Source organism: Lentzea sp. NPDC058450, from assembly GCF_042721395.1.
Taxonomy (GTDB): Bacteria; Actinomycetota; Actinomycetes; order Mycobacteriales; family Pseudonocardiaceae; genus Lentzea.
In genome coordinates this window covers 51,991-70,557 of sequence record NZ_JBHXLO010000047.1, presented here as the reverse complement: position 1 = coordinate 70,557, position 18,567 = coordinate 51,991, and the positions used below count along the sequence as shown (strand labels likewise).

Sequence of the window (18,567 nt, the reverse complement as noted above, 5' to 3'; positions counted from 1 at the left end):
CGAAGAGCGTGTCGATTTGACCCCACCCCTCAGATGCAGCAAGAGCTGTGGTGCGACTCGTGATGGGACCCCACCGCCGGGACCGCTCGCTCAGGAAGGTTGAAGGACGGCTCGCCTTCGGCATCGCGCCCCGATTGGGCTCGCCTCCTCGCGTCTGCGTGCACCACCTTCATGGCGTGCCGCACCCGCCCCTGCCGCCCGCGCTCCGGTCTACCTCGCCCCGCACCGCACCGCTCCGCCCCGCTCCGCCTCGCCCCGCTCCGCCTCGCCCCGCTCCGCCTCGCCTCGCCTCGCCTGGTCCGCCCTGCCCAGCCCATCCCGCCCTTCCCGGCCTGCCCATCCCGCATCTCCCGCACGTCCCGCCCCTGGCCTGTCCCGCGCCCCTGCCTGCCGTCACCTGCCCCGAACGCGCGAAAGGGCGGCCCGCATCGTCGCGGGCCGCCCTGTCTGCGTGGTGCTGGTTACTCCGAGAGCTCTGCCAGCTGGGCCTTCACCTTGGCCAGCTCGGCCTCCAGCTCCTCCATGCGGGTGCGGTGCTGGTCGCGCGCCGCCTCGAGCACCGACTCGATGCCCTCGGCGATGTCCTCGTGCAGCTCCTTGGCCGCCTTGGAGACGGCGATGGCCGGGATGACCAGGCCCGACACGACGCGCTGCGTGCCGTGGACCAGGTCCGCCTGCCACTCGCCCTCTGCGGAGGCGGTCACCGTGAGCGTGAGCTCCACGGTGCGCGTCTTCTTCGCCGTGCTCTTCGGGCGGCCGGCCTTCGGCTTCTCAGCCTTGGGCGCCTCGGCCTTCGGAGCCTCGGCGGGCTCGGTGGCCTCGACGGGCTTCGGGGCCTCGACGACGGGGGCCGCCGGAGTCTCCTCCACGACGGTCTCCTCGACTGCCTTCACCTCGGTGAGCGTGTCCGACACGATCAGGTTTCCTCTCTGCGCAACGACGTGACCCCGCGCACAGCATAGAACACGTGTTCGATCAGCCGTTGATGGGGTCAGCGCAGAGCCTAGTCAGTACGGCGGGAGCTGCACGCGCCACTGCCGTTCCACGTCGAGCACGCCCGGGACGGACTGCAGCGCCGGGATCGCCTTGACCTCGGCGGTGCCGGTGACGACGCCCAGCGCCTCCAGGACCGTGTCCACGACCAGGCCCGCCTCCCGCAGGTCGTCGAGCACCTGCGGGAGGCTGCCCTCGGTCACGGAGACCATCACCTGGTCCACCGGAGTGGTCATGGCGCCTGGACGAGCCCGGAGCCGATGTCAGTGGACGGCAGGGGCAGGCGCAGTGCCGTGCCGACGAGGCGTGCCCACAGCTCGTAGCCGCGCGCGCCGGTCTTCTCGGCGATCAGGACGGCGACGCCCGCCACGTGCGGGGTGGCCATCGACGTGCCGCGCAGCCGGCGGTACTTGTCCGGCAGCTTGAACGACGAGTACACGTCCACGCCCGGCGCGCACACGTCGATCTGGCCGATCTTGTCCGCCGAACCCGACGAGAACGAAGCGATCGCGCGGTTCACGTCGATCGCGGCCACCGCGATGATGCTCGGGCAGCGGGCCGGGTGGCCCACCGGCGCGATCCGGCCGGGACGCGCCGAGGCGTTGCCGGACGCCGCGATGATCAACGTGCCCTTGGCCAGCGCGCGCTGCGCCACGGTCTCGTAGATCTGCGAGTACGGCGTGCCCGCTGGGACGTCCGCGCCGAGCGACATCGAGATGATCGCGCACCCGTTCGTGACGGCCCAGTCGATGCCCGCGAGGATGCCGCCGTCGGAGCCGGAGCCCGCGTTCGACAGCACCTTGCCCGCGAAGATCTCGGCCTCGTACGCGACGCCGTAGCCGGGCAGCGTGGCGGGCTTGCGCGGGCCCGCGGACGTGCCGATGCAGTGCGTGCCGTGCCCGTGGCCGTCCTGCACGTCCTCGCCGTTGATGAACGACTGCGTGGTGATCGTGCGGCCCGCGAAGTCCGGGTGGTTCTTCTCCCAGCCGGTGTCCAGGACCGCGATCTTGATGCCCTTGCCGGTGGCCGTGCTGACGTCCGCGCCGACCGCCTGCAGCCCCCAGGTCAGCACCGACTCGTCCGCCGCCGCGGCCACGTCCTCCGCGGCCGGTGCGGCGTCGTCGTCCTGGAACGCGTGCACGACGCGTTCCGGTTCCACGATCTGCACCGGGCCGGGACGGTCGGCCGCGTCGTTCAGCTGGCTGAGCAGGTTCGGGTCGGCGGACACGACCGCGACCCCGAGCTCCGGGAAGACCTGCACGGTCTCCGCGTCCAGATCACCGCTGTTGAGGTCGAACCCGGCGATCGTGCCGAGCTCGGCCAGCCCCTCTTCGACGGCGTCCTCCTGCAGCAGCACCAGGAACCGGCCGGTGGTCTCCACTTCTACGGGTTCGGTCATGACTTTTCGCCCCTACTCTCCGTCTAGCTCTCACTAGAGAGTCGTCACATCGGGGCACTTGTTTCAGGCCATTTGCCGTCTGCGCTGAAAGAATTCACCGATTGGCTCAACGTACTTCGCCGCGATGGGCCCCAGGATCGCCATCAACAGCACGTAGGCGGTGGCCAGAGCGGCCAGGTCGCCGTTCACCTGCCCGGACGCCACGGCCAGACCGGCGATGACGATGGAGAACTCGCCGCGCGCCACCAGTGCCGCGCCCGCACGCATGCGGCCCATCTTGCCGATGCCCTGCCGCCGTGCCGCCCACCAGCCGGTGAAGACCTTCGTCGCCGTCGTCACGACCGCCAGCGCCACCGCGATGCCCAGCACGGGTGGAATCGACGTCGGGTCGGTGTTCAGCCCGAACACCACGAAGAACATCGCCGCGAACAGGTCCCGCAACGGCTCCAGCAGGCGCGTCGCGTTCTCGGCCGTCGACCCGGAGATCGCGATGCCGAGCAGGAACGCGCCGACCGCCGCCGACACCTGCAACTGCGACGCGATGCCCGCCACGAGCAGGGCCGAGCCGAGCAGCTTGAGCAGGAACACCTCGTGGTCCGGACTGTCCACAATGGCCGAGATGAACCGGCCGTACTTCAACGCCACCACCAAGACCACGGTGATCGCGAGCAGCGAGATGCCGACGGACGTGAGCCCGCCGAGGAACGTCACGCCGGCCAGCACGGCCGTGAGGACCGGCAGGTAGACGGCCATCGCGAGGTCCTCGAACACGAGCACCGACAGCACCACGGGCGTCTCGCGGTTACCGAGCCGACCGAGGTCGCCGAGCACCTTCGCGACGATGCCGGACGACGAGATGTACGTGACGCCGGCCATCGCCAGCGCGCCGACCGTGCCCCAGCCGAGCATGAGCGCCACGATCGCGCCCGGCGCCGCGTTCAGCACCAGGTCGAGCACGCCCGCCATCCAGGACTTCTTGAGGCCCGTGGTGAGCTCGGAGGCCGAGTACTCGAGGCCGAGCAGCAGGAGGAGCAGCACGACGCCGATCTCGCTGGCGAGGTGCGTGAACTCCTCGATGCCGTGTAACGGCACCAGCCCACCGTCGCCGAACGCGAGTCCGCCGATCAGGTACAGCGGGATCGGGGAGATGCCGGCGCGTCTTGCCACCCGACCCAGCAGACCGAGGCCGAAGAAGACCGCGCCGAGCTGGATCATGGCGATTGTTGTCTCGTGCACTGTGCTTAACCGCCGTGGAGGATCTCAGCGGCGGCGTCGAGGCCCTCCGCGGTGCCGACGACGACCGCGAGGTCACCGTTTTCGAAGAGGAAGTCGGGGCCGGGCGACGGATGCGCGTTGCCCGCGCGCACGACGGCCACGATGGACACACTGGTCCTGGTGCGCAGAGCGGTCTCACCGAGCGTGTGGTTCGCGAACGCGGTGACCGGCAGCTGCCTGGTCGTGATGCCCGCGATGTCGCGCGTCTCCTCGCGCAGGTGCGCGACGAGCTGCGGCGCGCCGAGCAGGCCCGCCAGCGTGCTCGCCTCTTCGGGTGACAGCGGTATCGACGCCGAACACGAGTCCGGGTCGTTGGCCTTCGAGACGATGAGCTCGAACTTGCCGTCGCGGTAGGTGATCACGCCGACACGACGTCCGGCGCGGATCATGAAGTCCTGGCGCGTCCCGATGCCCGGCAGGGGCGTGATCTCCACGTTCACACAGATCATGATACGGGGATGTCATCGCGAGTACGCCCTGTGCGTCACGGCTGGGTGGTACGCGAGCGCGTGCCCGGCCCGGACGTCGACGAGTTCGCCGAACCCGGCCAGGTGATCGGGGCGCTCGCGAGAGCCCCGCACGGCACGTTGCTGGCCGTCCAGCACCCCCACCGCACGCCCGCCGCGCTGGCCGCGGGCACCGGCCTGCTGGAGGCGCTGCCCGCGGCCCGCGGTGAGCTCGCGGCGCTGATCCGCCGGGCATATCGCGAGGTCTTGGACGTGGTCGCGCCGTACCGGGTGGACGGACCGGACGGCACCGCGTGCGGCCTGCTGTGCCTGGTCGACCCGGACGGCATCGAGCACACCGAGGACGTCTACCCGGACGTGGTCGCCGAACGCGGCCAGGTGCTCGCGTCGCTCGGCATCGCCACGAGCGCCGCCATGCTGATCCCCATCACGCCGCACGACGGGCTGACCGACCTGGTGCTCGGCATGACCGAGGAGCCTGCGGTGTCGCTGGTGGACTCGGGCGGGCGTCGGCACTGGGTGTGGCTGGTCGGGCCGGGGGAGCTGCAGGACCGGTTCGTGCAGGCGGCGGGCGCGCACCCGTTGCTGGTCGCGGACGGCAACCACCGGGTCGCGGCGGCGCGCGAGGCGGGGCTCGCCGGACTGCTGGCGCTCGTCACGTCCGGGCCCGGCCTGCGCGTCGGGCCGATCCACCGCGCGGTCGTCGGCACCGGGTTCACGGCGTCCGATCTGGTGGCGGCGTGGGAACGGGTCGGGCTGACGGTGACGGAGCTGCCGTACGTCGTCGACCCGGAACCGGGCGTGGTCGTGGTGCGCTGCCCCGACGCGGTGCTGCGGGTCGCACTGCCCGCCGGGCGGGGGATCGACCACGCCGTGGTGGAGTCGGTGCTGCTCGGCGAGGCGTTGGGACTCGACCCCGAGAGCCCGTGCGTGCGGCCGGTGGTGGACCCCGCCGTGGAGGCCGAGGCGGTGCTGCTGATCGCACCCGTGCCGTTGGCAGAGGTGCTGTCGGGCCGCAAGATGCCGCGCAAGAGCACCTACTTCACCCCGAAGCCGCGCAGCGGGCTGCTGCTGGCGGACCTGACACCGTAGAGGCGTTTCGGGGCCGACCGGCACTGGTGGCGCACGGGCCGGGTGGCGTTTCCTGACGCTCCCGAGCCATTGAGGCGCCCGCGATGAGTCCGAGACCGAGCCTGCTGGAGGTGCGCCGCCGCGGCGCGGTGGTGACGCTCGTCGGCGAGGTCGACCTGAACACCTGCGACCTGCTGCGGTCCGAGCTGGCGCTCGCCTGCGCGTCGGACTCGGGTTCGGGTTCCGGTGACGTGGTGATCGACTTCTCCGGGCTGACGTTCATCGGGTCGAGCGGGCTGCGGGTGCTGATCGAGGCGGCCGAGTCGCTGGGGGAGCGGCGGCTCGTGCTGGTCGGCGGAGGGTGGGCGGTCTACGTCGTGAACCTGCTCGGCCTCACGACCCGGTTCCCGAACATCGTTGTGGAGCAATGACCTGTCCACTGAGGACGCTGCTACTGTCGGTGGCATGGCGGTGCGAGCGATCAGGGGAGCCACGCAGATCGACGCGGACTCGCGGGAGCTGCTGCTGGAGGCGACGGCCGAGCTGGTGCGGGAGGTGTTGTCCTGCAACGCGTTGACGTCGGACGACCTGATCAGCGTGGTGCTCACCGCGACACCCGACCTGGTGTCCGAGTTCCCCGCCTACGCCGCGCGCCTGGCGGGGCTCTCGGACGTGCCGCTGCTGTCCGCGACGGAGATCGCGGTGCCCGGCTCGATGCCGCGGGTGATCCGGTTGCTGGCGCACGTGGAGACGGACCTGCCGCGGTCGTCGATCAAGCACGTCTACCTGCGCGGGGCGGCGGCGTTGAGGACCGACCTCAACCACTGAACGCGCGGCTGAGCGCGTCCACGTGCCGGTGGTCGGTGCCGCAGCAGCCGCCCAGCACGGTCAGCCCCGGGAGCGTCGTCCTGAGCGCGCGGTAGTCGTTCGCGAACTCCTCGGGATCGCCTCGGTCGAGGACCTCGGCCTCGTCGAGCTCGGCGTGGCTGAGCTTGGACGCGTTGGCTCTGACGCCGCGGAGTCGTTGCGCCCACTCGGCTTCCGGGTCGAGCGCGGGCGCGATGTGGGTGGGATGCGCGCAGTTGACCATGTAGTACGCCGTGTAGCCGTCCGTGTCCTCGTCGACCTGTTGAATCGCGTGCGCGAGCGTGTCTCCTGACGGCAGCAGGCCGTCCGTCTCGACGGTGAACGAGAGGACGACCTTCACGTTCGCCTCGCGGGCGGCGTCGACGATGCCGGTGGCCTCCGGGACGTTCGTCAGCGTCATGGCGGTGACGAGGTCGGCCTGGGTGTCGGCGAACGTCCTGATCTGCGGCGCGTGGTAGTCCCTCGCTTCCTGCCGGGTCATGATCGTCTCGGGCCGGTAGGCGTCCCCGCGCGGCCCGACGCACCCACTGACGACAACGGGGATCGCGAACCGCTGCCGCACGTCGAGCAACAGGTCGACGGCCTTGCGGTTGGCCTGCTCCAGTCGCTGTGCGTCGTAGCCGAGCCGCGCGCCCCAGTCGCTGCTCGCACGCCACGTGGCGGTCTCGAGGACGATGCCGGCGCCGTCGCGTTCGGCGATGCCCGCGTAGCGCTCGTAGTAGCGGGTCAGCGCGACGTGCCCGTCGGGGTCGTCGAGCAGCGGGAACGCCGCGAAGTCGGGCAGGTCGATGCCGTCGTCGAAGATCAGGGTGGTCTCGGCGCCGCCGTCGGTGAGGAAGAGCGCGGCGTCGAGCTGGGGCAGCTGGGTCATCGGGGCGCCTCCAGGCCGGAGGGCCCAGTGTGCGTCGATTCGGCCTGTTCCGCCCGCTAAAGTGGAATCGTCACTGGGGGGTGATCACGGTGGTCCAGCCGTTTCTGACCGATTACCACTACTACGCGCTGTTCGACGAGTTCGACTCGATGAAGGACATCGCGCACGCCAAGGGTCTCTACCGCTCCATCCGGCCTGCCCACGAGGAGAAGTACGAGGGCCACGGCGCGTGGGGGTGGTCTCATGACCTGTCCGACGCCCGCGACTACGACGCCCGTCACGTCTACCGTGCGGCGACCCCGGCCGAGGTCGAGTTCCTGACGCAGCGCACCGATGCCGCGTCGCCCGTGCCGTCGACCCCTCACGTGGACCCGCCCGAAGTCCTCGTGCTGCTGGAGGCGAGGCGGAGAGCCGAGCCGCGGGACGGTCACTACTACTTCGCGGAGTTCGAGCGCCCGTCCGACTTCCTGGACGTCGACCGCGCCTTCGCGCTCATCCGCTGCTCCGCCGAGAGCGGCAAGTGGGAGACGTACGTGCGCGACGGCCTCTGGACCGGGCGGGAGAAGCCGTACAACGGCGCCGTGCTGCCCGTGGACCGCGAGGACGCCGACCGGGTCATCCGCTCCAGAGAGGCGGCCGGGACCAGGTACTTCGCGGTCAAGTCCACCGGGGACGAGGAACTGGTGCGCCACACGGTGTCCGGCGACGACATCCGCGACGACCTGGGCTGGCGCCAGGCCGACCTGATGACCCACGTGGACCCGTCCTGGACGGTGCAGGAGCACAGCGCGTTCAGCTTCGCCTGGGCCCGCAACTTCGCCACGACCCAGGCGAGACTCAAGAAGTTCGGCGACAAGTACGGAAAGCGCGCCAACGACTACTGGGCCGTCTTCCCCACCAGGAACGACATCTACGACTTCAGCAAAGTCCTCTTCGTGGTGCGGCGCGACTACAACCCCTACTACGGCCGCTACGAGGAGTCGACCTACGAGCGCTGGACGCCGGACGGCTGGCAACCGACCCGGCCGCCCATCAGCCTCGGCTTCGCCATCCTGCCGATCTCCGAGGAGGAGTTCGACCGGCTGACGGAGCCCCGGCCGTAGACCGGGGCGCCTCGCGCTCAGGCGCTGAAGTCCTTGCCGGGCAACCACCCGTTGGGGATGTCCGTCACGCGCCACGACGGCACGTCGATCCGCACCGTGCGGATCGGCGTGGCCAGGAACGGCCCGGCCTCGGGCACCTTGGCCACGAGGTGCTGCCGCACGACCTCGTCCTCGGCCCCGTCGACCACCCGAGCCGTGCCGCGGGCCTGCAGGAACGGCTCCATCGGCGACCCGGTCGACACCACGACCGCCACCTCGGGGTTCTCCTTGATGGCCTTGAGCGTGCGGCCGCGCTCCTCCAGCACGAGGACGAGCGAGTGCGGCCCGTCCTCGGCGAAGTACACGCCGCTCACCCACGAGCCGTCCGAGCCCGCCGTGGCGAGGAACATCGACTTGTGCGCGGCCAACGTGCGGTGCAGCAACGCCTCGACGTCGTTGCGCTGTTCGGTGGTGGTCACTGGAACCCTTTCGACTGAGCGGTTCATGCGCCCACCAGATCGGCCGCGTGCCGCCCCGCCTTTCGCCGATTCAGCCGATCGATACCTGCCCGGCGACGACCGGCTTCAGCTCGACCACGGCCGCGCGTCCTACCGGGGCGCCGGTCTCCCGGACGACCTCCTCGTAGTCATCGGCACGGCACGTGAGCACCATCGGCTTGGTCGTGCCGACGAAGCGCGCGATGCCCCGCAGGGCGCCGGCCTTCGACGCCACCTCGTCCAGCGAGTCGAACACCGGCAGGACCAGTCCTCGATCGACCAGGTCCCGCGCGACCTCCGGCCCGTGCGCGCCGCGGGCGCGGAACACCGGGTGGTCGGCCGCCAGCCGTCGCACCATCCACGCGTCCAGGTCCTGGGTGACCGGGTCCCACGAGCCCAGCGAGAACAACACCGGCACCAGGTCGCCGGGGTCGCGCCGGCCGAGCAGCCGGAGCGTCAGCAGGATCGCCGCACTCGTCTTGCCCGACCCCGGCGCGCCCAGCACCACGAGCTGGTGCGCCGGCAGTGCGTGCAGCGCGTCGGCGAGGTCACCCACGCCGCCGCGCAGCTTCAGCCGCAGCGGCCTGCCGGCGGCACCAGGGCCGATGACGTCCGCCGCACTCGGCGCGACAGGGCGTTCGGTCGAGCCCCAGCGCACGTCCGGGAGGTCCTGGGTGAGGCCGCGCGACCCCGCCTCCCGTTCCCACTGCCCGGTGACGAGCCGAGCCAGGTCCTCCAGCGCCTGCTCGGGGTCGCGGGCGGCGCTGGAGGCGTTCGCGCGCAGGCCGAGCACGCCGAACACCACCGCCGCGACCAGCCCGGCGATCGTGAGCGGCGGACCCAGGACGCCCGCGATCCCGCCGCCCGTCTCCGCGACCTCGCCCGAGCCGGAAGCCCAGAGCGCGAAGCCGATCAGGAACACCACGAACGCCACGATGGCGAGCCGCCACCTGCCGAAGTTCACCGCGACATGATTCCGGATGATCGGCACCGATCCCGCCGCAGACCGTCCCGGTGCCGGTGTGAGCGTCCGCACCAGGCACAATGTGGGCCGTGGGTGTCTCGAGGGGAGCTGCAGTGGGCCAGGGTCAGTTGCGCGGTGTGGTCGCTCTCGACGGACCGGCCGGCACCGGCAAGTCCACCGTGGCCAAGCGCGTCGCCACGGCGCTGGACGCGCGCTACCTCGACACCGGCTCGATGTACCGCGCGATCGCCCTGGCCGTCCTGCGCGCCGGCGTCGACCCGGCTGACGAGGACAAGGTCATCGCGGTCGCGGAGAACACCGTGCTCGTGGTCGGTACCGACCCGCAGAAGCCCGGCATCACCCTCGACGGCGACGACGTGGCGGCCGAGATCCGCGGCCCCGAGGTGTCGCTCGCGGTCTCCCCGGTCTCGGCGACGAAGCACGTGCGCGAGCTCCTCGTGGCCCAGCAGCGCGCGATCATCGCGGACGCCCTGGACCACGTCGGCGGCATCGTCGTCGAAGGCCGCGACATCGGCACGGTCGTGTCGCCCGACGCCCCGCTCAAGGTCTTCCTGACGGCCTCGGCCGACGCCAGGGCCGCCCGCCGCACCAAGCAGGACAGCGCCGCCGGGCGTACGTCCACTATGGACGCGGCGCTCGCGGACGTGCAGCGGCGTGACAAGTACGACTCGTCGCGCGCCGTGTCGCCGATGATGGCCGCGGACGACGCGGTGGTGCTCGACAACACCGACCTCGACCTCGCCGGCACGATCGACGCGCTGATCGGTCTCGTGGAGCAGCGCGGGCTGCGGGTGACCGGGTGAGCGTTCCCGAGGGGACGGTGCCCTGGCTGTTCGACTTCGGACGCTGGATCGGGCGTCACCCCTACGTCTGGCAGTTCCGGCTGCGGGTGCACGGCGCCGACCGCGTACCCTTGAGCGGCGGCGTGGTCGTCGTCGCCAACCACAGCTCGATGTCTGACGGGCCGATCCTGTTCGGGGCACTGCCCCGGCGCGTGACGTTCCTGATCAAGCAGGAGATGTTCAAGGGCGTCGTCGGCTATTTGTTGCGCAAGATCGGGCAGATCCCCGTCAAACGGGGTGAGGCCGACCGCACGGCGCTGGTCGCCGCGCAGTCCGTGCTCAAGGCCGGCGGCGTCATCGGGATCTTCCCCGAGGGGACGCGCGGTGAGGGCGACGTGGCGAGCGCGCAGAACGGCGCCGCGTGGCTCGCCAAGACGTCCGGTGCGGTGGTGCTGCCGATCGCCTGCCGCGGCACCTACCAGGCCAAGGGCTGGCGACCCGTGGTCGACGTGCTGATCGGTGAGCCGTTCCACCTCCCGGAGGGGAAGGGTCGGGCGGCACTCGGCGTTGCCACCGAGCAGGTGCGCGATCGCCTGGCGACACTGGTCGCCGAACTCGATGGACTTCGTGTGAGTGAGGGAAGACGATGACGGACCTGGACGGCACCTGGGAGGACGAGGCCGACTGGTCAGCCTTCGACGACCTCGACGGCGGTGACGGCGAGGAAGCAGCGCCGCCGCAGCCGGTGCTCGCTGTGGTCGGACGGCCGAACGTCGGCAAGTCCACGCTGGTCAACCGCATCATCGGCCGCCGTGAGGCCGTGGTGCAGGACGTGCCGGGCGTGACGCGCGACCGGGTCGCGTACGACGCGCTGTGGAACGGCCGCAAGTTCACCGTGGTCGACACGGGCGGCTGGGAGCCGGACGCGGTCGGGCTGCAGGCCTCCGTGGCCGCGCAGGCCGAGCTCGCGATGGCGACCGCGGACGTGATCCTGCTGGTCGTGGACGGGTCGGTCGGCGCGACGTCGACCGAGGAGGCCGTCGCGAAGGTCCTGCGCCGCTCGAAGAAGCCCGTGATCCTGTGCGCCTCGAAGGTCGACGACGACCGGCTGATGGCCGACATCGCGTCGCTGTGGTCGCTGGGCCTCGGCGAGCCGTACCCGGTCTCCGGCCTGCACGGCCGCGGCTCCGGTGACCTGCTCGACGTGATCCTCGACCGCCTGCCCGAGACCCCGCGCGACGACTTCGGCGGACGTGGCGGAGGCCCCCGGCGCGTGGCGCTGGTCGGCAAGCCGAACGTCGGCAAGTCGTCGCTGCTCAACCGCCTGACCGGCGAGGACCGCTCGGTCGTCGACTCGGTCGCGGGCACCACCGTCGACCCGGTCGACTCGCTGGTGGAGCTCGACGGCGAGGTCTGGCGCTTCGTCGACACCGCCGGCCTGCGCAAGCGCGTGAAGTTCTCCGGCGGCGCCGAGTACTACGCGTCGCTGCGCACCAAGTCCGCGATCGAGACCGCCGAGGTCGCGGTCGTGCTGCTGGACGCGCACGAGCCGTTGGCGGAGCAGGACCTGCGCGTGCTCACGATGGTGGTCGAGTCGGGCCGCGCGTGCGTGCTGGCGTTCAACAAGTGGGACCTCGTCGACGAGGACCGCCGCAACGAGATGGTCCGCGAGCTCGAACGCGGCCTCGTGCGCGTGCCGTGGGCGGACAAGGTCAACATCTCGGCCCTGACCGGCCGCGCCGTGCACAAGCTCGCGCCGGCGTTGCGGACGGCCCTGAACTCGTGGGACACCCGAGTCCCGACCGGCCGCCTGAACCAGTGGCTGACCGAGCTCATCGCCGCGACCCCGCCGCCCGTCCGCGGCGGCAAGCAGCCGAAGGTGCTGTTCGCGACCCAGGCCGCGACCCGCCCGCCGACGTTCGTGCTGTTCACGACGGGCTTCCTGGAGGCGTCGTACCGCCGGTTCATCGAGCGCAAGCTGCGCGAGGAGTTCGGCTTCGAGGGCAGCCCGGTCCGCATCTCCGTGCGCGTGCGCGAGAAGAAGAAGGCCGGCGCCGGCAAGAAGTAGTTCCTCGCGGTTCGCCATGGCTCCGCGTGGTTTCTCCGGGTGACGACCCGGCCGACTGGTTGCCCTTTGGCATGGGGTGCGGTTGGTTGGGTCAGTGGCCGTACGAGTGGTGCTAGCCGACGACGAGGCCCTGCTGCGGCGGGGCCTGAAAGTCCTCCTCGAAGCCGACGGACGCGTCCAGGTGGTGGGCGAGGCCTCCGACGGCGCCGAACTGGTGGAAGCCACCCTGGCGCACCTCCCGGACGTGGTCCTGGTCGACGTGCAGATGCCAGGCGTGGACGGCCTGGAGGCGGTCCGTCGTCTGCGCACCTGGGCCACCCCACCGGCGATAGCCGTGCTGACCACGTTCGACCTGGACGACTACGTGGCCACGGCCCTGGACCTGGGCGCCCAAGGCTTCCTCCTGAAGGACGCGGAACCCGAAGCCTTGGTCCGAGCAGTAGTAGACCTGGCGGCAGGCGGCGCCGTCCTGGACCCGCGCATCACGGCCCGCCTCCTCCCACGCCTGCGAGGCTTCCGAGCCAACCGCCAGCTCGACTCGCTTTCGGCACGCGAACGCCAAGTCCTGGAACTGGTGGCCGCAGGCCGCTCCAACCACTCCATCGCCGAGGAACTCTGCCTCTCCGAGGCCACCGTCAAGAGCTACGTCTCCACCGTCCTGACCAAACTGGGCGTGGAAAACCGAGTGCAGGCGGCCCTGGTGGCCCACCAGGTAGGCGTCTGGTGAAGGCGGTCCTACGAGAAACTCTGACCGTAGGAGTCACCACAGGCGTAGTCCTCCTGACCCAGGACCGCCCGTTCACCTGGTCCCTCTGGACCGCGGTAGCAGCCTCGTTGCTGCTCCCACTACGCCTGCGCTGGCCCTGGCTGGCCTCCCTCCTGTGCGTCCCGGCGGTAGCAGGCGGCCTGGGCTGGGCCCCGGCGCTGGTGGCCCAATACCGCCTGGGCCGCAAGGAGAAATCCCTGCCGATCCAACTCTTCTGGGTCCTCCTGATGACAGTGGCCTCCATCGCGCCGGTCCTGATGACCCAGGCCATCCCCATAGGCCCACTGCTCCTGGCAACAGCCTTCGCCTTCGGCCTGGCAGCAGCCCCCACAGCCCTCGGCGCCCTGATCACCACCCGCAAAGAGCTGACCCAGTCCCTCTACGAAACCCGCCGGGCACGAGCAGCAGAGCTAGAGGCCCAAGAGACCTCAGCCCGTGCCGCGGAACGAGCCCGAATAGCCCGCGAGATCCACGACGCGGTAGGCCACCACGCCACCCTGATAGCAGTCGAATCAGCAGCCCTCGCCGCCACCGCCCCAGACGACACAGTCCGCGAAACGGCCCTGCGCCTACGAGCCCTGGCAAAGGAATCCCTCGCCGAAATGCGAGCGGCCCTGGGCCTCCTCAACTCCGACACCAACTACCCGTCCCTGCAGGAGCTCATAGACAGGGCCCGAGTAGCAGGCGTAGCAGTGACCCTCTGCGAAACAGGCGAAGCAGACCTCTCCCCAGCCGTCTCAAGAGCCCTGTTCCGAGTGGTCCAGGAGTCCCTCACCAACGTGACGAAACACGCCCCAGGCGCCGCAGTGACAGTCACAGTGGACAGAGCCTCACCAGTACGAGTCACAGTGGTCAACGGCCCAGGCGACCTCCCGTCCCTGGCAGAAGGCGGCGGCGCCGGCCTGCACGGCCTCTCAGAACGAGTACGCCTCGCCGGCGGCACCCTCACCACCTCCTACCGGGCAGACGGAGGCTTCAGCGTCAGCGCGGTCCTACCGCCCGGTAAGTCGAAGGTTGACGGACAAGACTCGACTTTCGGAGGTGGCGCCTCAGCCGCCGCCACCGCATAGTTCTGGGTGTCGGTCGAGGATCGGGGGATCGGTCGGACCGAGGGACGCGGGGACCCGAACTTCGGGTCCCCGCCGTATTTCCGCAGCTAGAGGCCCTAGGTGGGGGCCGTTTTTGATCTCCGTCCACGGTGTTGTAGGATTCTTTCTGCACGCCGGGGAACCGGGAGTGTGGCCGGGACGTGGCGCAGTTTGGTAGCGCACTTGACTGGGGGTCAAGGGGTCGCAGGTTCAAATCCTGTCGTCCCGACGGTCTGAAAGAGCCTCGCTAATCTGGAATTTACCAGGTCAGCGAGGCTCTTTTGTTTTTCAATTGATCAAGCGCTGTTCCTGACGATCTTCGGTTGGGGACCAGCTGGGGACCGGGTGCCCGTGATGTGGTCGTGCAGCAGTTCGCCGGCCTCCTCGGACGGTCGCGGATCCGTGTGGACGTGCCACAGGGGCGGTGGCCAGGTTCGCTTGGCCGTTGACCAGTCCACTGCATCGTCAGATCAGGATGAAGTTAGGTAGGGCATGTGGAGGTGCTGATCGCTCCGATCCTGCGCCGTGGCTTCAACGGGTCCGATGCAGACCCGAGCTAGCCGGATGAAGTAACCACCATCGATTAGGCCGATGCAGGTCAGTAGAAGCTGTTCACCCAATGCTTCCGGCGCGTACTCCTGATCACCGGAATCTTCTGCCCGGCAACCAGCAGGAAGGCCTCAGGACCTCGGTGCGTGCTCGGCCACGTGGTCTTCCAACAGCTTTCTTGCCAACTCCTGCGGGCTGGGGCCCACCTGGGAACAGGTGTTGTTGCCGTCGTGCGCCTTCTCGCACGTTTCGCACACCCAAATCGGATCGGGGCGGTTCGCCGTGACGAGCAGCAAAGCCTCGAGGTCCGCTACTCCTGCGGCTACGGCAGTTTTGAGGGCATTCACCTGCACATCGCCGTCCGGGTCGTCTAGCAGCAGGCGCAGGTCCCGCTCGAAGGTGTGCGACGTGGGACAGATGAGAGTCGCTGCGATTGCGCGCATGCTCGGATCGGCGTGCTCCACCCAGCTTGCTGGCTCTGGTCCGTCGACCAGTGAACAGAGAGCGTGAGCCGCAGCTCGTCGCTTGAAAGGGACGTGTCCCAGCTGAGGTAGGAGGTCTCTCAAAGCCGGAACAGCGACTGTCGCGGCATGTGCGGGAGCCAGACTCAGGGTTCTCAACGCGAAGTTCGCCTGCGCCCAGCCGGGAACGAACAGCCACACGAGAAGTTCGGCCGCGTCGCCCGCGTCGACCGTGCTCCAGTCTGGCCGCCGCGCCTTTCTGGCTGCGTTGCCGAACTCTGTGTGGTCGAACAAGGAGTAATAAGGGGCGTCGCTACCGCACTCGTCGAGCCGGTCCAATGTGACCTGGGCTTGCGTCGCGACGATGCCTAGGTCGAGTCCGTACAGGGCGGCAACCGTGTCCGCCAGGTACCACAGGAAGTTGTCCGGCTGGGACAGCAGGTTCTGGGCCCCGATCTCGTCGAGACCTAGCAGGGTCACCAGATCCGCGAGTTCATCGAGCCGGCCTGCCTGAGCGGCCGTGAGCTCGGCCTGCTCCCCTTCAGCGAGAACGTGCAGGATGGCGAACTTTCGCGTGCGGTCGAATTGCCTCAATTTCTGTGCCAGGTGCGAAAAACGGCTGGTGCCAGGTGTGGTCAACTGCCTCCGCAGGCGGGTCTTCACCTCCTCGGCTTCGGCCTGGAATCCGCGATCGAGCAGCAGGCTCTGCAATGGGCGGTGCAGCGCATCCTTGAAGATCGAAGCTCGATCGACGATCAAGGCCGTGGCCTCCGGGACAGCCCCGAGGAGCACCTCGGCTGCGGCAACCTGGACGTCGGTCAGTGCTGGATCAGGTTTGCTGGGCTGAAACGGCTTCCGGTTCTTGCCCGTCTGTCGTGGCAGCCCTTGAAGCGCGAGAACGTCGAGGAGGACCTGCGGTGCCTGGGTCATCGTCGACCTGTCCACGAACTTCAGATCCAGCCCGGCCTTGACCACGATCGCATGAGACAAGCTGTGTGTACTCGCGGCTCTTTCCGCTGCGGCACGCGCGTCTTCGGGCATCGGGAGCCGGTAGAGGTCGCTCCAGCTGGACCAGCCATCGTCGGTGCCGGTGGCGATGTCGCGGATGAGCACGTCGCACAACCAGCGGATCGCAGGTTCGCTCACCGCTGCGCCTTCGGCAACGGCGCGCGCCAGCGCACGTACGAGGGACAGATCTTCGGGGTACTGCTGGACTTCCTCCACGAAGACCGCGACGACTTCCTCGCTCAACGCGGAAGCGAGGATCAGGGCTTCGAGCTGCTGTCCGCGAATGCGATCAGGCACCCAGGATCTTGCGAGCTCCGGCCGATCGGCGACGCGCAGAGCATCACCGACCTCAGCGAACAGCATGAGGCGTGGACTGACGGTTCCCTCCGCCCCTGAGATGACGAAGAGGCCTGACTCGTCGAAGAAACGCACCGCGTCCGTAGCGGCTGCCGTCGCTTCGTACCGGTTGAGATTCCACAACTCACGCAGCTCGTTGGCGATCGCCTCGACTGCTTCACGCTGGTCGATCTGGCCGCCGCGGCTCAAGATCACAGCTGCTTCGGCGCCGAACGCGTGCGTCGACGCCTGGCTCAGCAGGCTGCCGTTCAGTTGCCCGAGCGGCTTGCCATTGGCACGCTTGAGCTCGTAGGGCGCCAGCAGATCCCGCACGACCTCGGTCAGCACGAACGCACGCCGCGCAGGCAGGCGGTGCTCCGGTCGATTGGTTGCCAGGATGGTCAGCAGAACAGGGATCAGCGGCGTCTCTCGCAGGGTCTTGTTCTCCTCCAGCACTCTCATGACCCAGTGCAACCGCGCGGCCACCCAGGCCGCCGGGTTGTCGCGCTCGCGCCCGGCGGCCTTGCGCAGGATCGCGGTCATGGTCTGCTCGATCTCAAGAGGCGGTAGCAGCCGCACACTTGGCCACTCCAGCGTTGCCGCATCGCTGTACGCAACATCTCGCGTCGCCAGCAGGACGAAGGTGTCGGGAGAGACGTCGTCCAGGAATCGGTCGATCTCGGCGACTACCTCAGAGCGGTCGTCGTAGGTCTCGTCAAGGCCGTCCAGCAGCAGTGCAAGTTGACCAGAGGTGAGACGACGCTCCAATTCATCGCGTAGAGCCGCCCGGTCCGAGACCTCGGTGTCGCGCACAGCGACGTCGAGCAGGCGATCACGAAAGCTGCGCGACCGATCGCCCTTGTTCACTGATCTCAGGGAGACTCGGAGCGGTAGCGGGGCATCCGGGACATCACACAGGCGCGCTGCCACCACGCCGAGTTCCGTTGACTTACCTCCGCCTGGCAGGCCGGTGAGCACCATCCGGGATCGCCGCAGGAACGCCCACAGGAGCTTGCTGGTTTCACGGTGATCGTCGGGATTCAGCGCCACCGGGATTCGAGCATCCGCGTCGTCGACGCGGATACGGCCGATCTTCGCGCCGAGCGGTAGCAGTTGAAGCCATGCACCGTCACGGCGCACCCGTTCCCGGTAGCGGTCGAGTACTTGACTCGTCCTCTCGAACCGCGCGGCCGGCGTGGAGCCGACGATCGTGAACTCGACGACCTTCTTGCGCAGTTCGGCGTGCCAGCCTGCGAGATCAAGACCGCCGCGGAGCCTGGCCACCTCTCCGACGACGTCGACCAACTGCGTCCAGGCGGTTTCGGCGAGCTGAGCCTTGCCGTCCACCACCTGCTGCAAGTAGGAGATGCCGATCTCCGCGTCTTTGTGCCGAGGTTCCTCGACAGCGAGCTTCCAGATGAACGCGCACCTGAGAACCTGGCCAGGATCAGCTACACCGTGCTCGGTGAGCAGTTCCTTGACGTGCTCGACAATCTCGGCTTCGGCCGACGTCAGAGATCCGGGCACGGGGAGCCGGAGTCGGTGCAACGCGGCCGGAAGGTGCCGGGTCGGCCCCTCGAGTTCTCCGCTGACGGCGACGAGCCGATGCGTGGCCGGGTTCAAACCGCGCTCATGGGCATCAGCCCACTGTTTGACGACCTCGCGCAGCGCCCGGCCCTTGGCCAGCGTCCGCTTGGCCTGGACCAGGGCGATCACGTCGGAGTCGAGTTCGATTCGGATGTCGTCGACGGCGTCATTCGTCTCCAAGGCGACCACCCGGACGCCCAGGGACACGCCGGCCTCGGCGATGGGCGAGAACTGTCTTCCGGCGAACCCACACGACACGATGTACGCGGCAACGCCGCGCCGATACTGGACACCGCCGTCTCCGGTGCTTCCGGCGATGCTGCCGCGGCTGGCATGAGTTGACATGTCGGAGAACATCCTAGATCGAATACGTGCTCCGCCGAGAACTTTGAGTTGACGTTCGCGGGCCCGGCGG

The 18,567-nt window shown here is 69.2% G+C and carries 18 protein-coding genes and 1 tRNA gene; 10 read left to right on the top strand and 9 right to left on the bottom strand.

Annotated features, from left to right (window positions below; translation table 11 throughout):
* Positions 1–461 precede the first annotated feature (461 nt).
* The 5 genes from ACFWNN_RS42630 to ACFWNN_RS42610 form a co-directional block, all read right to left on the bottom strand.
* On the bottom strand, positions 462–914 hold the full coding sequence (locus ACFWNN_RS42630; protein ID WP_382445687.1) for a DUF6319 family protein: 453 nt from the start codon (positions 912–914) through the stop codon (positions 462–464).
* A gap of 93 nt (positions 915–1,007) precedes the next feature.
* The gene (locus ACFWNN_RS42625; protein ID WP_382445686.1) at positions 1,008–1,229 is read right to left on the bottom strand and encodes a hypothetical protein; all 222 of its coding nucleotides are present in this window, start codon (positions 1,227–1,229) and stop codon (positions 1,008–1,010) included.
* Positions 1,226–2,392 carry a S8 family serine peptidase gene (locus ACFWNN_RS42620; protein ID WP_382445685.1) on the bottom strand — a complete coding sequence of 389 codons (1,167 nt, stop codon included), beginning with the start codon at positions 2,390–2,392 and terminating at the stop codon, positions 1,226–1,228. Before ACFWNN_RS42620 ends, ACFWNN_RS42625 begins: the two co-directional genes overlap by 4 nt.
* 63 nt (positions 2,393–2,455) lie before the next feature.
* Positions 2,456–3,607 carry a cation:proton antiporter gene (locus ACFWNN_RS42615; protein WP_382445689.1) on the bottom strand — a complete coding sequence of 384 codons (1,152 nt, stop codon included), beginning with the start codon at positions 3,605–3,607 and terminating at the stop codon, positions 2,456–2,458.
* A 26-nt stretch (positions 3,608–3,633) separates the two neighbouring features.
* Positions 3,634–4,107, bottom strand: a complete 474-nt coding sequence (locus tag ACFWNN_RS42610) for a cation:proton antiporter regulatory subunit (protein WP_382445684.1) — start codon at positions 4,105–4,107, stop codon at positions 3,634–3,636.
* 18 nt (positions 4,108–4,125) lie between these two features.
* Between ACFWNN_RS42610 and ACFWNN_RS42605 the strand changes: the two genes are divergently transcribed.
* From ACFWNN_RS42605 to aroH, 3 genes are all read left to right on the top strand, one after another.
* On the top strand, positions 4,126–5,226 hold the full coding sequence (locus ACFWNN_RS42605; RefSeq protein ID WP_382445683.1) for a DUF1015 family protein: 1,101 nt from the start codon (positions 4,126–4,128) through the stop codon (positions 5,224–5,226).
* An 83-nt stretch (positions 5,227–5,309) separates the two neighbouring features.
* A complete protein-coding gene (locus ACFWNN_RS42600; protein WP_382445682.1) occupies positions 5,310–5,636 on the top strand; it encodes an STAS domain-containing protein in 327 nt (108 codons plus the stop codon).
* A 34-nt stretch (positions 5,637–5,670) separates the two neighbouring features.
* Complete coding sequence (gene aroH / locus ACFWNN_RS42595; protein WP_382445681.1) at positions 5,671–6,033, top strand: chorismate mutase; 363 nt, start codon at positions 5,671–5,673, stop codon at positions 6,031–6,033.
* Here the strand turns inward: aroH and ACFWNN_RS42590 are convergent.
* Complete coding sequence (locus ACFWNN_RS42590) at positions 6,023–6,943, bottom strand: homocysteine S-methyltransferase family protein (protein ID WP_382445680.1); 921 nt, start codon at positions 6,941–6,943, stop codon at positions 6,023–6,025. The two genes, aroH and ACFWNN_RS42590, sit on opposite strands and share 11 nt — an antisense overlap.
* Before the next feature lie 89 nt (positions 6,944–7,032).
* Here ACFWNN_RS42590 and ACFWNN_RS42585 point away from each other — a divergent pair, with 89 nt between their 5' ends.
* The gene (locus ACFWNN_RS42585) at positions 7,033–8,046 is read left to right on the top strand and encodes a hypothetical protein (protein WP_382445679.1); all 1,014 of its coding nucleotides are present in this window, start codon (positions 7,033–7,035) and stop codon (positions 8,044–8,046) included.
* Positions 8,047–8,063: 17 nt separating this feature from the next.
* On the opposite strand, the gene ACFWNN_RS42580 is transcribed toward ACFWNN_RS42585, so the two are convergent.
* Entirely contained in the window at positions 8,064–8,504 is a 441-nt protein-coding gene (locus ACFWNN_RS42580) for a pyridoxamine 5'-phosphate oxidase family protein (protein WP_382445678.1), read from the bottom strand.
* Between the two features lie 70 nt (positions 8,505–8,574).
* Positions 8,575–9,486: a hypothetical protein gene (locus tag ACFWNN_RS42575; protein WP_382445677.1), complete on the bottom strand. Its 912-nt coding sequence runs from the start codon at positions 9,484–9,486 to the stop codon at positions 8,575–8,577.
* Between the two features lie 137 nt (positions 9,487–9,623).
* Between ACFWNN_RS42575 and cmk the strand changes: the two genes are divergently transcribed.
* The 6 genes from cmk to ACFWNN_RS42545 all read left to right on the top strand — a co-directional run bounded on the left by cmk (position 9,624) and on the right by ACFWNN_RS42545 (position 14,440).
* Entirely contained in the window at positions 9,624–10,310 is a 687-nt protein-coding gene (gene cmk / locus ACFWNN_RS42570; protein ID WP_382445688.1) for a (d)CMP kinase, read from the top strand.
* Complete coding sequence (locus ACFWNN_RS42565; RefSeq protein ID WP_382445676.1) at positions 10,307–10,939, top strand: lysophospholipid acyltransferase family protein; 633 nt, start codon at positions 10,307–10,309, stop codon at positions 10,937–10,939. The genes cmk and ACFWNN_RS42565 overlap by 4 nt, the downstream gene beginning before the upstream one ends.
* Positions 10,936–12,357: a ribosome biogenesis GTPase Der gene (gene der / locus ACFWNN_RS42560; RefSeq protein ID WP_382445675.1), complete on the top strand. Its 1,422-nt coding sequence runs from the start codon at positions 10,936–10,938 to the stop codon at positions 12,355–12,357. Before ACFWNN_RS42565 ends, der begins: the two co-directional genes overlap by 4 nt.
* Before the next feature lie 94 nt (positions 12,358–12,451).
* Positions 12,452–13,084 (top strand): response regulator transcription factor, encoded by a 633-nt coding sequence (locus tag ACFWNN_RS42555; RefSeq protein WP_285647320.1) that lies wholly within the window; start codon positions 12,452–12,454, stop codon positions 13,082–13,084.
* Positions 13,085–13,350: 266 nt separating this feature from the next.
* Positions 13,351–14,193: a sensor histidine kinase gene (locus ACFWNN_RS42550; RefSeq protein WP_382445674.1), complete on the top strand. Its 843-nt coding sequence runs from the start codon at positions 13,351–13,353 to the stop codon at positions 14,191–14,193.
* A gap of 173 nt (positions 14,194–14,366) precedes the next feature.
* Positions 14,367–14,440 (top strand) — tRNA-Pro (locus ACFWNN_RS42545).
* Positions 14,441–14,891: 451 nt separating this feature from the next.
* Here the strand turns inward: ACFWNN_RS42545 and ACFWNN_RS42540 are convergent.
* Positions 14,892–18,509, bottom strand: coding sequence for an NACHT domain-containing protein (locus tag ACFWNN_RS42540; protein ID WP_382445673.1), 3,618 nt, complete (start codon positions 18,507–18,509; stop codon positions 14,892–14,894).
* Positions 18,510–18,567 lie beyond the last annotated feature (58 nt).